14 protein-coding genes are annotated in these 14,721 nt (G+C 66.0%); 10 read left to right on the top strand and 4 right to left on the bottom strand.

Translation table 11 applies throughout. The annotated features are described in order from the left end of the window. Positions 1-125: 125 nt before the first annotated feature. From JQT59_RS28785 to JQT59_RS28745, 9 genes are all read left to right on the top strand, one after another. Complete coding sequence (locus JQT59_RS28785; protein ID WP_213572945.1) at positions 126-1,517, top strand: LLM class flavin-dependent oxidoreductase; 1,392 nt, start codon at positions 126-128, stop codon at positions 1,515-1,517. Positions 1,518-1,551: 34 nt separating this feature from the next. After that, positions 1,552-3,075 (top strand): ABC transporter substrate-binding protein, encoded by a 1,524-nt coding sequence (locus tag JQT59_RS28780; RefSeq protein ID WP_213572944.1) that lies wholly within the window; start codon positions 1,552-1,554, stop codon positions 3,073-3,075. Beyond that, positions 3,072-4,097: an ABC transporter permease gene (locus JQT59_RS28775; RefSeq protein WP_213572943.1), complete on the top strand. Its 1,026-nt coding sequence runs from the start codon at positions 3,072-3,074 to the stop codon at positions 4,095-4,097. Before JQT59_RS28780 ends, JQT59_RS28775 begins: the two co-directional genes overlap by 4 nt. 6 nt (positions 4,098-4,103) lie before the next feature. Further along, on the top strand, positions 4,104-4,961 hold the full coding sequence (locus tag JQT59_RS28770; protein ID WP_213572942.1) for an ABC transporter permease: 858 nt from the start codon (positions 4,104-4,106) through the stop codon (positions 4,959-4,961). Continuing rightward, on the top strand, positions 4,951-5,817 hold the full coding sequence (locus JQT59_RS28765; RefSeq protein ID WP_213572941.1) for an ABC transporter ATP-binding protein: 867 nt from the start codon (positions 4,951-4,953) through the stop codon (positions 5,815-5,817). The genes JQT59_RS28770 and JQT59_RS28765 overlap by 11 nt, the downstream gene beginning before the upstream one ends. Next, positions 5,810-6,637 (top strand): ABC transporter ATP-binding protein, encoded by an 828-nt coding sequence (locus tag JQT59_RS28760; protein ID WP_213572940.1) that lies wholly within the window; start codon positions 5,810-5,812, stop codon positions 6,635-6,637. The genes JQT59_RS28765 and JQT59_RS28760 overlap by 8 nt, the downstream gene beginning before the upstream one ends. Before the next feature lie 196 nt (positions 6,638-6,833). Further along, complete coding sequence (locus tag JQT59_RS28755; protein ID WP_213572939.1) at positions 6,834-7,340, top strand: NADPH-dependent FMN reductase; 507 nt, start codon at positions 6,834-6,836, stop codon at positions 7,338-7,340. Then, positions 7,340-7,828 carry a flavin reductase family protein gene (locus JQT59_RS28750; RefSeq protein ID WP_213572938.1) on the top strand — a complete coding sequence of 163 codons (489 nt, stop codon included), beginning with the start codon at positions 7,340-7,342 and terminating at the stop codon, positions 7,826-7,828. Before JQT59_RS28755 ends, JQT59_RS28750 begins: the two co-directional genes overlap by 1 nt. Positions 7,829-8,551: 723 nt before the next feature. Next, positions 8,552-8,881, top strand: a complete 330-nt coding sequence (locus JQT59_RS28745) for an ANTAR domain-containing protein (protein ID WP_109328269.1) — start codon at positions 8,552-8,554, stop codon at positions 8,879-8,881. Positions 8,882-8,912: 31 nt separating this feature from the next. Here the strand turns inward: JQT59_RS28745 and JQT59_RS28740 are convergent, their stop codons facing one another. The 3 genes from JQT59_RS28740 to JQT59_RS28730 form a co-directional block, all read right to left on the bottom strand. Next, entirely contained in the window at positions 8,913-9,776 is an 864-nt protein-coding gene (locus JQT59_RS28740; protein ID WP_213572937.1) for a class I SAM-dependent methyltransferase, read from the bottom strand. A 170-nt stretch (positions 9,777-9,946) separates the two neighbouring features. Next, the gene (locus JQT59_RS28735) at positions 9,947-10,900 is read right to left on the bottom strand and encodes a DUF808 domain-containing protein (RefSeq protein WP_213572936.1); all 954 of its coding nucleotides are present in this window, start codon (positions 10,898-10,900) and stop codon (positions 9,947-9,949) included. Positions 10,901-11,390: 490 nt separating this feature from the next. Further along, on the bottom strand, positions 11,391-12,212 hold the full coding sequence (locus JQT59_RS28730; RefSeq protein ID WP_213572935.1) for an alpha/beta fold hydrolase: 822 nt from the start codon (positions 12,210-12,212) through the stop codon (positions 11,391-11,393). Positions 12,213-12,461: 249 nt separating this feature from the next. Between JQT59_RS28730 and JQT59_RS28725 the strand changes: the two genes are divergently transcribed. Then, positions 12,462-13,064 (top strand): C40 family peptidase, encoded by a 603-nt coding sequence (locus tag JQT59_RS28725; RefSeq protein ID WP_213572934.1) that lies wholly within the window; start codon positions 12,462-12,464, stop codon positions 13,062-13,064. A gap of 61 nt (positions 13,065-13,125) precedes the next feature. Here JQT59_RS28725 and JQT59_RS28720 read toward each other — a convergent pair whose 3' ends face one another. Further along, complete coding sequence (locus JQT59_RS28720) at positions 13,126-14,712, bottom strand: GMC family oxidoreductase (RefSeq protein ID WP_213572933.1); 1,587 nt, start codon at positions 14,710-14,712, stop codon at positions 13,126-13,128. Between the last annotated feature and the right edge of the window lie 9 nt (positions 14,713-14,721).

Here is a 14,721-nt window from a genome sequence, read left to right as displayed (position 1 = left end):
GGACATACGAAATATGTTTTGAAACATCGAGAATTTAATACTCTGCACGCGTCTGTTTGCTCCATACACTTCAACGCGGCGTGCCGAGGCAGGTGCCTCACGGCGAACGACGAAGGAGCGAGAACATGACGAGACGGCAACTGAAATTGGGAGCTGTCCTCACCCCCACGGGTGGGCCCGGGCACCCGTACACCTGGCTGGACCCGGAGATTCCCGCCGACGCGAGCGTCGACATCGACTGGTACATCCGGTACGCCCGGCTGGCCGAACAGGCGCGGTTCGATCTCGTGTTCATCGTCGACAGCCAGTTCATCACCCCGGACTCGCCCCCGCACTACCTGAACCGGCTCGAGCCGTTGACGCTGCTCTCGGCGCTCGCGGTGGCCACCGAGCACATCGGGCTCGTCGGCACGCTGACCACGTCGTTCAACCAGCCGTTCAACCTCGCGCGACGGTTCGCGTCCCTCGACCTGATCAGCCGCGGCCGCGCCGGCTGGAACGTGGTCACCAGTGGCGACTCGGGTACCGCCGGAAACTACGGTCTCGAGGAGCATTACGACTACGCCACCCGCTATGGTCGGGCCCTCGAACACGTCGAGGTCGTCAAGGCTCTGTGGGACTCCTACGAGGACGACGCGTTTCCGCGCGACCGGGAGGCCCGCCGCTTCCTGGACCCGGACAAGCTGCACACCCTCGACCACCGGGGTGAGCACTTCTCGGTGGTGGGCCCGCTCAACATCCAACGCTCGCGGCAGGGGCAGCCGGTGATCTTCCAGGCCGGCGACTCCGACCAGGGCCGCGACCTCGGGGCGCGTATCGCCGACGGGATCTTCACGCACGCGCCTAGTTTCGAGGCGGGAGCGGCGTTCTACGCCGACATAAAGACCCGCGCGGCAGCTTACCGGCGCGCTCCCGAGGACATCGTGATCCTGCCGGGAGTCAGCGTCACCGTGGGCGACACCGACGCCGACGCGCGCGAGATCGAACGCGTGACCCAGTTGGCGGACAACGACTTCGGAAAATCCCTCCGGGAACTGGGCCGGCCCTTCGGCTGGCACGACTTCCGGCAGTACGACCTCGACGCGCAGTTCCCTGCCGAGGCACTGCAGCACGCCGAGCGCAGCTTCTATACGCAGGCCAAGAAGATCGCCGACCTCGCCGCCGATCGGGGGCTGACACTGCGGCAGACCGTCGAGGCGCTGAGCGCACCGAAGACGTCACCGTTCACGGGCAGCGCCGAGACCGTCGCGAACGAACTACAGCGCTGGCTGGACGGCCACGCCCTCGACGGCATCAACATCCACATCGGCCACCCGGCACAGTTCCAGCGCTTCGTCGACGAGGTGCTGCCGATCCTGCGTGAACGCGGGGTCGTCCGGGAGGACTACGAGCAGAACACGTTGCGCGGCAACCTGGGCCTGCCTTTCCCGGAGAACCGCTACACCCGCGCGCGGCGTGAGGAAATCGACCCCGCCCCGCTGCCCGGCACCACCGCATCGCTGTCCGCGAGCGTCTGAATCACCACCCCCTTTGCATGGTCAGGAGCACCCAGTGAGCAAGAAGAGCCGGCGGATCGTCGGCGCCGTAATACTCGGAGTGATCGTCGGGCTCGTTGCCACCGCGTGCGGCGGCGGCAGCAGCTCGGACGGCGACGAGGTCAAGTGGGCGTTCAACCTCCCCACCTCCTGGGATCCGGTGACGAGCCGCACCGGAAACGACATCAACACGATCAGCCTCGCGTACGCCTCGCTGACCCGGCTCGACGCCGAGGGCAACGTCGAGGCTTCGCTCGCCGAGAGCTGGAAATACAACGCCGACGGCACCGCCGTGACCTTCACCCTGCGTGACGGTCTGACGTTCACCGACGGGACCACTCTCGACGCCCAGTCGGTGAAGGCATTCTTCGATCGCGGCAAGTCCCAGGACGACTCGTTCCTCCGCGATCAGCTCGCCGGCGTCACCGAGGTCACGGCCGACAGCACAACCGACGTCACACTGCACCTGGCCGACGCCGACTACCAGATCCCCTACCTGGTCGCCGGGCGTACCGGGGCCATCGCCAGCCCGACCGCGGCCGCCGACCCGCAGAAGCTCAGTGTGTGGCCGGTCGGCGCCGGCCCCTTCACGATCACCGACTTCGTCGCCGAGGACCACGCGTACTTCGAGAAGAACCCGAACTATTGGGACGCCGACAACATCCACATCGACCACTTCGAACTCAGCGTCGCCCCGGACCCGGCCACTCTCGTCGCCGGTGTCCAGTCCGGCTCCATCGACTTCGCGACGCTACCGGCCTTGCAGGCCAAGGAAGCCGAGGCCGCAGGTCTCGATGTGACCGTAAAGCCCTCGCTGGCCGCGAACGACGTCTCCATCAACCTCAACAAGGCCCCGTTCGACAATTCGAAGGTCGTCGAGGCATTCCGCTACGCATTCAACCGGCAGGCGTTCGTCGACGTCATCACGAACGGGTTGGGCAGCACGACGAGCCAGCCGTTCCCCAGCGGGTACCTCGCTTTCAACCCCGAGATCGAGAAGCTCTGGAACTACGATCCCGACAGGGCATCTCGTCTCCTCACCGAGGCGGGATACGGTCCCGGGCAGTTGTCGATCGAGATCACCGCGCAGTCGGCGGCCACCAACCGGGCGGAACTGGTGCAGTCGCAGCTGAAGAAGATCGGCGTCGAATCCACCATCAAGGTGGTGCCGCCGGGATCGTCGACGTGGCAGAGCGAGGTCTACATCGCGAAGAACCCGCAGCTGGCGACGGACGGCACCATCGGGCGTGAATCCCCGGTGCAGAACCTGCTTGCCGTCTACGGTCCGGAAGGCATCATGAACCTCAGCGGCCCCCACGCGTCGCCGGAGTTCATCGCCGCGCTCGACGCCGTGCGTCGCACACCTCTCGAGGACCCGGAGTACAAGCCGCGGCTGTGGCAGGCCGTCAAGGTCGGTGTCGAGCAGTCGCCGACCAACTACATCTTCAGCAATCCGTGGATCATCGTGTCCAACCCGGACCTGAAGAACCTGAACATCCTGCCGTCCCAGGTGCGGTGGGAAGGCGTCACGGTCTCGTGACCACAGCAGACGTCCAGACCGCCGGCACCGGGAGAACATTCGCTCTCCCGGTGCCGGCGGGTGCGCTCGGCACGGCGTTGCGGGTCGTGCTGAGCACCGTGCTGATCGTGGTCCCGGTCTTCCTGTTCTCCACCCTGATCACCTTCCTGCTCGGCGCGGCCAGCGGGCTGAATCCGGCCGCCGGGATTGCCGGCGACGCCGCGACCCCGGAGACGATCGCCCGCATCAACGCCGAATTCGGGCTGGACAAACCGGTCTGGCAGCAGTATGTCGACTGGATGTCGAGCATGCTGAGCGGCGACTTGGGCGTCTCGTGGTTCAGCAAGATCCCGGTCAGCGAGTTGATCGGCGAGCGGCTGGCCGTCAGCGCCTCGATCGCGGGTGTGGCTCTGGTCATCGGACTCGCCTTCGGCGTCGGACTCGGAATACTCGCCGCCGTGTACAAAGGCAGCCTGCTCGACCGGCTGATCACCGCCTACACGTCGGTGGCCTCCACACTGCCGCCGTTCGTCATCTCGATTGGACTGATCCTCGTCCTCAGCGTCGGGTTGCACTGGCTGCCGTCGGCCGGGTACGTCCCGCCGGACGAGGACTTCGGTCGCTGGCTGTCGCTGATCATCATGCCCGCGATCGCGTTGAGCATGGACGTCGTCGCCGACATCGCGCGACAACTCCGCACCGGATTGGTCGCGGAGCTGGACCAGAACTACGTCACCGGCGCGGTGGTTCGGGGCATCGGTCCGTCCCGGATCCTGTTCGTGCACACACTGCGTAACGGCAGCGGTCCCGCGCTGTCCATCCTGGGGATGAAGATCCCCACACTCATCGGCGGCGCCGTCGTGATGGAGACCATGTTCTCCATGCCCGGCTTCGGTCGCCTCGCCGCGGACTCCGCGCTGCGCGGAGACGTTCCCATCGTCCAGGGAACGCTTGTCGTGGCGATCGTGTTCGTGCTGTTCTGCAACATCGTCGTCAACATCGCGCAGAGCGCGTTGCAGCCGGCAACCAAGCGGAGAGACTGAAATCCCATGCTCACAGCAATCCTGCGCTATCACACCGCTCGCGCTGCGGTGCTCGTCCTCGGGCTGATAGTGGTGCTCGCGGTTTTCGGGCCCGCCCTCGCGCCCTTCGACCCGCTCGAGCAGGACACGTCGGCAATCCTGCAGGGTCCGAGCGGAACTCACTGGCTCGGGACGGACAACGTCGGGCGGGACGTGTTCAGCCGGCTGCTGGCAGGTTCGACCGTGTCGGTGCTGTCCGCACTGCAATGCGTCGTCGTCGGATTCCTCCTCGGCGTGATCCCGGGCTTCCTGTCGGTGTACCTCGGGCGCGGCGTGGAATGGTTCACCCTCCGGTTGATGGATGCGCTCATCACGCTGCCGTTCCTCGTGTTCGCCGTCGCGATGACCGCGCTGCTCGGAAACGGGCTCGCTCAGGCGATGTTCGCGGTCGGCATCCTCATCGCACCCGCGTTCTACCGGGTCACGCGTGCCGCGGCACTGACCGTGGCCAACTCCCAGTACGTCGAGGCCGCCGAACTGATGGGGGCCGACACGTCCTGGATCATCCGTCGTCACGCGGTGCGCAAGGTGCTGCCGCCAGTGGGGGTGACGTTCGCGGCGATGACCGGAGCCAGCCTCGTCATCGTGTCTTCGCTGACGTTCCTCGGGATCGGGGTCGTCCCACCCGACCCGACCTGGGGCGGACTCCTCGCCAGCGGACTGCAGTACCTCTACCAGGTTCCGTTCGGCCCCGTCGTCCCCGCCCTGTTGATCGTGGCGACCGTGTGGGCGCTCAACGCGATCGCCGACGCGCTGCGGGATGCAACGGGGCAACCCCAACGCCGCGCCCGCAGGAAACAGGAGGTCACCTCGGATGTCCACTGACACATTGGATGCCACGTCGGCAACCGCAAACACGCGCCCCGACAGGCCGGTGCTCACCGTGAGCGACCTGCGCATCGCACTCGACGACGGAACCGAACTGGTCCACGGCGTCGACTTCTCCCTCGCGCGCGGCGAAGCCCTCGGGATCGTCGGCGAATCGGGCAGCGGCAAGTCGCTGACCTGCCGCGCCATCCTCGGAATCCTGCCCGGCGGAATCGACGTCACCGTCGGCTCGATCGACTTCGACGGCATCGAACTCACCGACCTCGGTCGCAAACACTGGCGGCCACTGCGCGGAACCCGCATCTCCGCGGTGTTCCAGGACCCGGCGTCCTATCTGAACCCGTCCATCCGGGTCGGTGAACAACTGGCCGAGGCGCTCCGGTCGACCCTCGGCCTGGCCCGCGCGGACGCCCGGCGGCGCGGCGTCGAACTGTTCCGGAAAATGGGGCTGAACGACGCCGACACCGTGTACCGCCAGTACCCGCACGAACTGTCCGGGGGAATGCTCCAGCGGGTGCTCATCGCGATCGCGGTGTCCGCGGAACCGGAACTCCTGATCGCCGACGAGGCGACCACCGCCCTGGACGTCACCGTTCAGGCCGAGGTGCTCGACCTCCTCGAGGACCTGCGCAACGAACTGGGTCTCGCGCTCGTCCTCGTCTCGCACGACCTCGCCGTGGTGGCTCAGGTCTGCGACAACGTGATCGTGATGCGGGACGGCGCCGTCGTCGAGTCCGGGCGAGCAGGGGACCTGCTCACCGCGCCCCGACACGAGTACACCCGCCAACTCGTCGAGAACCACCGGGACTACGGGCTCGAGTCGGTCATCGGAAAGGAGGCGGCTCGTGTCTGAGTCGTTGCTGCGCATGACCGGCGTCCGGGTGGAGCTCGGACCCCGCGCGGCCCGCAAGCAGATTCTGCACGGAGTCGACCTGACCATCGATGCCGGCGAGAAGGTGGGACTCATCGGTGAGAGCGGTTCCGGGAAAACGACACTGGCTCGCACGATTCTCGGTCTGATCACCCCGACGTCCGGATCGGTCGAGATCCGCGGGCAGCGCGTCGACGACCTGTCCGCGGCGCACCGCAGGGCGCACCGCCGCACGGGGACCGTGCAGTACGTGTTCCAGGATCCGCTGCTGAGCCTCGATCCGGACATCCCCGTGGGGGAGTCGATCGCCGAGGGACTGCTCGTGCGCGGCGGACTCGACCGCAGCGTGGTGCGGTCGCGAGTGGCAGCGGTACTGGGCAGTGTCGGACTCGACGCCGACATCGCGGCGCGTATTCCCGCAGACCTGTCGGGTGGGCAGCGCCAGCGGATCGCGATCGCGAGGGCCCTCGTCCTCGATCCGGCGCTGCTGCTGCTCGACGAACCAGTCAGCGCCCTCGACTCGGTCAACCGTATTCAAATCCTGAAACTGCTCACCGAACTCGGGCACTCGCGGCAGCTCGCTCAGCTGTTCATCTCGCACGATCTGGGGGCGGTCGCGGCGCTGGTCGACCGGATCGTCGTGCTGTACCGCGGCAACATCGTCGAGGACGGTCCCACCCATCAGGTGATCTCCGACCCCCAGCACCCGTACACGGCGCTTCTCGTCGGATCGGCTCCCACGTTGAGCGGCGGCGCGGTGACCCGGGTACGGCGCCGCGAACTGAGGCTCCGCCTCCTGTGAGTACTTCTTAACTACCCGTTGTTGATAAGTACTCACGGGTCGGCAGTGTAAGCCCGACCATCAGTGAACGGAAGCGTTCGATTCGACGTGATCCGAATTAACTGCGATCGAAAGAGGCTGGCAGTCAATCATATTCGACTATGAACACTTGGCTGTTCTATCGTGGCACCGACAGCACATGAGAGGCGAGGGAACGATGAAGGTAACGGTAGTCGCGGGCAATCCCAAGGCGGGTTCGCGCACGCTGGACGCGGCGACGTTGGTGGCGACGGCGGTGACGGGTTCCCCCGTGGACTCGGTCGTCGACGTCATCGAGTTGGGTCCCGGGCTGCTCGGCTGGGGTGACGACAAGGTCGCGCAAGCGGTCGAGACGGTGGCAGAGTCGGACCTGGTGGTGGTCGCAAGTCCGACCTTCAAGGCCACCTATACGGGAGTGCTCAAGCTCTTCCTCGACCAGTTCGCGACAGCCGAAGGACTGCGGGGCGTGGTCGCGGTCCCGGTGATGCTCGGCGCGGGCCCGGCGCACTCGCTCGCACCTGAGCTGCTGTTGAAGCCGGTATTGGTGGAGCTCGGCGCAACAACGCCGGCGCCGGGGCTGTACCTCGCCGACACCACCTACACCACCGATTCGCGAATCGCCGAGTACGCCGAGCGTTGGGGTCCGGTGCTCACCGCGGCGGCAACGGCACGGACGGAGTTGTGATGAGCGGGACGGTAACGCTGGACCCAGGTTCGTTGCGGGAGGCGTTCTCGCACGTGCCCAGTGGTGTGGTGGCGGTGTGCGCAGAGGTCGACGGTGAGCGGGTCGGGATGGCGGCGAGCACCTTCGTGCCGGTGTCGTTGGATCCGCCTCTCGTTGCGTTCTGCGTGCAGAACACCTCTTCGACGTGGCCCAAGCTGGCCGGATTGGCGCGCATTGGAATCAGCGTGCTGGGGGAGGTGCACGACACCGCGGCGCGGGTACTGGCCGCGAAGACCGGCGACCGGTTCGAAGGACTCACCACGGAAACCAGCGACGGCGGGGCGGTATTCGTCGGTGGTGCCTCCGTGTGGCTCGACACGACAGTGTCGGAGCAGGTGCCCGCCGGCGATCATGCGGTCGTGCTGTTGAAAATTAACGAGGTGCGGGTGCAACCGGACGTGGAGCCGATCGTGTTCCACCGCAGTACCTTCCGATGGCTGCAGGCCTGAGATTTTCTCCACCGTGCGGCCACGAGAACGAAGAGTGCGATCGGCGACCGCGGATCTGAGGGCAGGGCCGGCCGGGCAACCCGCACCGTCGCAGACGTTGCAGCCATGGATCCCTGTCTCGTTCCGTGTGGTGTCCGGGGCGGATGCGAAGGGCCGCCGCCTCGGGGAATTGTGAGCGTCCGATGCGAATTCGGGAGGTTGAGGACGGTGCCTGAGCCGAGTCGGCCCGGTCGGAGTGTATTCCGCTCCGGCCGGGCCTCGCCGGAACGTGCCGTGGGATACCGCCGCGCGAGCTCGCGTGGCGGTCGGCCTCGCCGATCCGATGTCTCCGCGGGCGTTGATGGCATGGCAAGTGCGCAATCGCATCAGAAAATCTTGGTATCGACTGCGTCGGAGCCCCGCATCCAGTGCGTTTCGTGCGAGGTAAATGGTAGATCCAGCAGCTGGTCGCACCTCGATAGTGTGATCCACGCCACATCTATTTTTGCGTGTTGGTCGAACCGGGAGGGCGGTGGAAGAGGGCCGACCGACTCGACGTCGAGGGTGCCCGGCCTGACGCGGAGCAGGGTATTGGACAATTGTCTAGGTGGCAGCCGCCGTGACGTGTGCTAGAACTATTCGGGCATCGGTAGTGACATGACTCACACTTTATGACCGCTTGGGATTGGTTGCCGGCACACCGGCGCATCCCGGCCGATGCACGAGAGCAAAGGACTACGTCACATGATCGAGGACACCGCGGACTTCTCCCTCACTCCTGTTGCCGGCCCCACTCGCCTGATTCCCCGACGGCGTCCCGACGGTCGCGAGCTTCTCGCCACCGCGAAGGGCATCCTGATCGCAGCGCGCCGCTGCAGCGATGCCCAGGCATTCGATGAACTCCTCGACGTTTCCCGCCGCCATCACCTGACCGTTCTCGGTGCCGCCCGAAGCTTGGTCGACCTCGCCGCCGGATCCGCGCCTCATCGCCGCACAGCTGACGCCGTCCGGTTCGACGAGTGGGAGCAGCTGCTCGCCCAACTCCCCTCACATCCGCACGCGCACGCGAGCTGACGCAGCAGGCACGGTTCGCTTTGAACGATAGCTATCCGGCAGGGCCCGAAGTAGGGCTCGTGCCCATGCCGCCGTGAGAGTTGACCCACCGCGCCTCTCGATGATCCCAGTAGCAGCTCCCATTGTGGAGTTGTGCGCGCATAGCGAGCGGTGAAGCGGGCGCAGCTGTGGCCGTCGCGGTCCCCATCTGTGGTTCCGGGTAAGCGCCGAGCGAACCGCTGGCTTGCCTGCGTCCGACGGAAGGGCTGCGTTGGGGCAGTCTGTGCGCGCGCAGGACCACGTCGTGGGTGTGGTGCGCTCCCGCGCCGCCGCTGATCGAACGCTCCCGCACCTCATTCACATCGATGTGCCAGCTGGTATCCAGCAGCGCCGCCACATCACCGGGTGCGACCCAATCATCGGGATCGAAGCCGTGCTCGCGCGCCGCATCCCCGTCGCGCATGTCGTGATGAACAACCAGCAAGATGCCGCCGGGTGCGACGGCGGAGGCCAACGCTCGTTCAGCGGAATGGTCGGCTGTGCTGCGTAAGGCGGGGTACTGAGCTGAGACCAGGTCGAAACCATCTGCGGGCAGATCGGCATCCAGTAGGCCGCTGCACACCCAGGTGATGTCCGTGTTCTGGTCGGCGGCATGTGCCGCCGCCCGATCGAGCGCGACTCGCGAAACGTCCAGCGCGGTCACTGCCCATCCTTGGCGGGCGAGCCAGAGGGCGTCAGCGCCTTCACCGCAGCCGACGTCGAGGGCGCGCCCGGGCGGTGCGCCGGTCATCTCGTCGACAAGTGCACCGTTGGGTTCGCCGCTCCACACTTGATCCCGCTCGTTATAGCGCGCATCCCATTCGGCTGCCTCGCTCGATACTGCCTCGACCTCGATGACCTCGCCGGAATCTTCCATACCGACACAGTGCAATAGCTGCGACCATTCTGGCGAAGGTTCTTGCCGCATCGGCAAGAATCGCGGTCTCTATCGCGTGCCGCTCAACAGGCGGTCATTCCGCTCCCGGGCCGGATCAGAAGATGGGGACCGGACGCGGCATACAGTCCTGATCCCATCGCCCGGACGCGTCAGTGCGCCGAGACGCTCTTCTTCCGCTTCGGAATCAGGTGCACGATCAGGACGACGATCGCGCCGACAACGAGCCCGACGAGGGCAGACACCACGGTCCCGGAAGTCCAGGACAGAACCCCACCGAAACCGCCGTGCGCGAGGTCGCTGAACCAGTGTTCGAGATCGTGGAGGCGATCGGCCGGCCAGTGGAATCCTGCCTCGCCGACGTTGACGAGCAGGATGTGGCCGCCGACCCACAGCATCGCGGCGATCCCGACCACGGTGAGCACCGCCATCACCTTCGGCATCGCGGCGACGAGGCCTCGGCCGATCCGCTGACTGAACGTCGACTCGCGTCGGGCGAGCGCCAAGCCCACGTCGTCCATCTTCACGATCACGGCGACCACACCATAGACCAGGATGGTGATGAGGAACGCCACGACGATGAGCACCAGCAGCCGAGTGACGAACGGTTCGCTCTCGACGGAGGACAGGGAGATCACCATGATCTCGGCGGACAGGATCAGGTCGGTGCGGATCGCGCCGCTGACCATGCTCTTTTCGAGTTCGGGACCCTGCAGCACTACCGGCGCATCGTCGTCGCCGTGGTGCCCGCCGGTGACTGCTTCGTAGACCTTCTCAGCTCCCTCGAAGCACAGGAACAGACCACCGGCGATCAGCAGATAGGGCAGTGCCTGCGGCAGGAACTGACTCAAGATCATCGCCACCGGCAGGATGATCAGAAGTTTGTTGCGGATCGACCCGATCGCGATCTTGCGGATTATCGGCAATTCGCGATTAGGGGAGAACCCATGGACGTAGCGGGGGGTGACAGCGGTGTCGTCGACGACCACACCCGCTGCCTTGATGCTGGCCTTGCCTGCCGCGGCTCCGATGTCGTCGACGGATGCCGCAGCCACTTTCGCGAGTGCCGCGACGTCGTCCAACAGGGCGACGAGACCACCAGCCACGGGAACCTCCCACAGTTCAAAATGTGCAGAGCCGATCGAATGACACGCGGTCGCGGGTCGATACCGAACGCTACCCAATCCATGGTCCCACGCAACAATCATGCGGGCGCTGACCAGCGTGCCGCCTGCGAGCGCGGAGCCATCATGCGCCGACGTCGGGCGACCTCGAACTGCTCACTCAAACCCGAACCGTGAGGGTATGTCGGCCGTCGCCCCCTGTGGCCGTGGCGTCCGCTGTCCCGTGCAAGGGAGTCAGCTGTCACGACACCAATCCCAAGCCGCCTCCCAAGGATCTCGGCGACGGAGGTTGCCAGTTGTGCCCACCTCCCAGTCCCGGCCCTGGGAATTTCCCGACGCCCAAGCCTCCGACTCCCGCGCCCCCGCCGTCGTGACGGTGACCTGAGTATTCACTGCCGAGTGCGGCCCCCATCGATGACCGGTGGGGGCCGCACTGTGGTGTGACAACCGCGGTTGCGGGCGCGATGACCACTCACATGGCGTCGAGCGCCCGGCCTATCGCGTCGGCGAACGCGGTGGGATCGTGGATCAGCCAACCGTGACCGCCCGCCACCGTGAGAACCGGTGGATTGCGGAGCGCGGTCCTCAACGACTCCAAGCTGGCCACCGGGATCGTACGGTCACCGAGGCCCCACAACAGCGTCACCGGCAGTCCTCGGTTCGCAAGGGTTCTGAGTTCGGTCCGCAAGTCCGCACGCCGGGCCAGATGTGCCGTCCGCCACACCGCACCTGGATCGCGCACGGTGTTGGGGATGAAACCGTTGACGAGCGATGCTGCCGTGTGGGCGATCGACCGGATCGACAGGGCCTCGCCCAGCGCCGATGCACCCCAATCCCACAATGGTCTTTCACCGATGTGCCGAATTGCCTGACCGCCGGCAGACCATGCCCCGCCGCCGACGGAGTTGACGAGAACCACTCGTGCTACCCGCTCGGGAAGGTCGTGGGCGGTCTGAATCGCGACGCCACCGCCGAAGGAGTGGCCGACCAGGGTCACCGGCTCGTCGATTCCCGCCGAGTCGAGAAACCGTCCGAGCCAGGCGGCGTAGCCCGCGAAGCTACGCGCGTGCGGCGGATGGTCGGGAGTCCCTCCGAAACCGGGAAGTGTCGGTGTAACGACGCGATGTCCCTGTCGGACGAGAGTCGAGAGGCTGCGGCCATACACCCGCGGGGTCAGGCCCCAGCCGTGGAGGAAGACGATGGGCGGACCCTGCGCCACCACGGTGAGGGTCGGGGCCTTCGGACCTGCGAGCGGCTCGAGGATCTCGGGTTCTGAATTCTGGGTCAGTGACACGCTCCACAGCGTGTCCGACGGGTGTTCCGGCGGTAACGGCCGAATTACCCGCGGACATACCTGTTTTGCGCTTTCGTCACGACCGGTCTGTTCGTTATAGCCCTGTGATCTACGTGGTTTTCCGAAAACAGGTATGTGTATGGGCCATTCGGCCGTTGTCCGCTGAGTCCGTGACCGCGATGTTATGAAACGTCTCGTCCGATCGGCACGAAAGTCGCCGGACATCGAAAAAATGAAGGATTCAGCTCAATGGCCAAGCATAGATTGCGTCGGGGCAATCGTCTGCAGATTTCGACCGGTGGCGTTCTGGTAGCCACCGCGGTGGGGCTGGGAGCATTCGTGCTCCCTGCTGCCCCAGCGGCAGCGGAGCCGATCACTATCCCAGGTATTGGGACGTTCGACATACCAGGTGTACCGCCGCTGCCGCCCGCGCCGCAGGCGCCGGCACCGAACCCCGCTCCACCATCGAACCTGCTACCAGCCTTGCCGCCGGCTCCGGCCCTGCCCTCCACCCGCGGTGCGCAGGCGCTGGCAGCCGCCCAGTCGAAGATCGGCTCACCGTATGTGTGGGGCGCCACCGGACCGAACGCTTTCGATTGCTCCGGATTGATGCAGTGGGCATACAAGCAGGCGGGTGTCTCGATCCCGCGTACCACCTACGACCAGGTGAACGGCGGGGCACCTGTCGCCAAGGGAAATCTTCAGCCCGGCGATCTGGTCCTGTTCTACGGGGCGTCGCATGTCGGGATGTTCGCCGGAAACGGCATGGTGGTCCACGCCCCCAGCGCCGGCCAGCCGGTGAAGCAGGCACCGCTCGATTCGATGCCGTTCCACTCAGCCCGCCGGTACTAGGCGGCTCCGCCGCCCGTGAGTGGTTAGCGAGTCTCTGCACTCGCTAACCACTCACAGGGCGCTAGCGCCCTATGAGGTCGGCGGCACGTTCCCCGATGAGCACGGCGGGTGCGTGTGTGTGGCCCCGGATGATCGTGGGCATGATCGACGCATCGGCGATGCGCAGGCGTTCGACTCCCCGCACCCGTAGGTCCGGGGTGACGACGCTGGCGGGGTCCTTGCCCATCCGGCAGGTACCCACCGGGTGGTACAGCGTGTGCGCATTCTCGGCGAGGGCGCGTTCCAGTATTTCCTCGAGCGGAGTATCCGGCTCGACCGAGGGCCGAATCAGTGTGCCCAGCTTCGACTTCAGCGTCGGGGCCGAGGCGAGGGCATCGCACAGGCGAAGTCCTTCCAGCATGGCTCGCCGGTCCGCGCCCTCGGGGTCGCTGAGGTAGCGGGGATCGATGATCGGTTTTGCCGCAGGATCCGCAGACCGCAGGGTGATGGTGCCGCGACTCTCCGGTTTCACCAGAATGGTGCCGATGACGGCGGCGTGGCCGGTGGCGGGGATCAGCCCCTCGTCGAAGAACGGTGCGGGGCCGTAGATCATCTCGAGGTCGGGTAGTGGCAAGTCGTCCCGGCTCCTCACGAACCCGTATGCCTCCGCGACATTGGAGGTGAGCATGCCGCGTCGGCGCGTGAGGTAGTTGATCAGCTCGGGGATCTTCTCCGCCGCGTACAACGAGTCGGAGTCCACGCTGTAACCGAGGAACGAGACGAGGTGATCCGCCAGGTTCTTCCCGACCTCGGGAAGGTGGTGCTGCACGGGGATGCCGTGCTCGCGCAGCTGCTGCTCGTCACCGACACCGGACAGCATCAGCAGCTGCGGCGTGTTGATCGCCCCACCGGCGAGTATTACCTCTTTCGCCGCCCGGACGGTGTGGCGTGCACCGCCCTTCTCGTATTCGACCCCGACCGCGGCGGTTCCGTCGAACAACACGCGGGTGGCCAGTGCCTCGGTCACCACGGTGAGATTCTTGCGTTTCATCGCGGGCCGGAGGTAGGCGTCGGCGGTGCTCCACCGCGCACCACGCTTCTGGGTGACCATCGTCTGGGAGAAACCCTCGGGCTGTGCGGTATTCGCACGCTCCACGGGATATCCGGTTTCCCGAACCGCGTCGAGGAACGCTCCTGTCAGTGCGCGTGGGCTCCGCTGATGGCACACGTTGATCGGACCTTCGATGCCGCAGTCGGCCTCGGTGGCGCCTTCCACTTTCTCGATGCGCCGAAAATGCTTGAGCACCTCCCGGAACGACCATGACTCGTCGGCGAGTTCCGCCCATTCGTCGTAGTCGGCGGCGAACCCACGCACCCACATCATCGCGTTCATCGACGAGGATCCGCCGAGCATCTTTCCTCGCGGCCAATAAATTTCGCGGCCACCGAGAGTGTCTTGCGGCTCGGTGAGGTAATCCCAGTCCACCTCGCTGCGGAACAATTTCGAGAAGGCGGCGGGGATGTGCGCGAATTTGTTCTTGTCCTCGGGGCCGGCCTCGAGAACCACCACTGCGTTCCGGGAGTCGGCGCTGAGGCGTTCGGCCAGTGCGGCACCCGCCGAACCCGACCCCACCACGACGTAGTCCGCCACCGACGGTGTCTGTTTCATTCGTTCCTC

Source organism: Rhodococcus sp. USK13 (assembly GCF_018343855.1).
Taxonomy (GTDB): Bacteria; Actinomycetota; Actinomycetes; order Mycobacteriales; family Mycobacteriaceae; genus Rhodococcus_F; species Rhodococcus_F oxybenzonivorans.
The sequence above is the reverse complement of the archived record's forward strand: the minus strand, read 5'-3'. Positions and strand labels throughout refer to the sequence as shown.

Coding starts and splice junctions, on each gene's coding strand:
- JQT59_RS28785 (WP_213572945.1), top strand. CDS start 126: ATGACGAGACGGCAACTGAAATTGGGAGCTGTCCTCACCCCCACGGGT.
- JQT59_RS28770 (WP_213572942.1), top strand. CDS start 4,104: ATGCTCACAGCAATCCTGCGCTATCACACCGCTCGCGCTGCGGTGCTC.
- JQT59_RS28765 (WP_213572941.1), top strand. CDS start 4,951: ATGTCCACTGACACATTGGATGCCACGTCGGCAACCGCAAACACGCGC.
- JQT59_RS28755 (WP_213572939.1), top strand. CDS start 6,834: ATGAAGGTAACGGTAGTCGCGGGCAATCCCAAGGCGGGTTCGCGCACG.
- JQT59_RS28750 (WP_213572938.1), top strand. CDS start 7,340: ATGAGCGGGACGGTAACGCTGGACCCAGGTTCGTTGCGGGAGGCGTTC.
- JQT59_RS28745 (WP_109328269.1), top strand. CDS start 8,552: ATGATCGAGGACACCGCGGACTTCTCCCTCACTCCTGTTGCCGGCCCC.
- JQT59_RS28740 (WP_213572937.1), bottom strand. CDS start 9,776: ATGGAAGATTCCGGCGAGGTCATCGAGGTCGAGGCAGTATCGAGCGAG.
- JQT59_RS28725 (WP_213572934.1), top strand. CDS start 12,462: ATGGCCAAGCATAGATTGCGTCGGGGCAATCGTCTGCAGATTTCGACC.
- JQT59_RS28720 (WP_213572933.1), bottom strand. CDS start 14,712: ATGAAACAGACACCGTCGGTGGCGGACTACGTCGTGGTGGGGTCGGGT.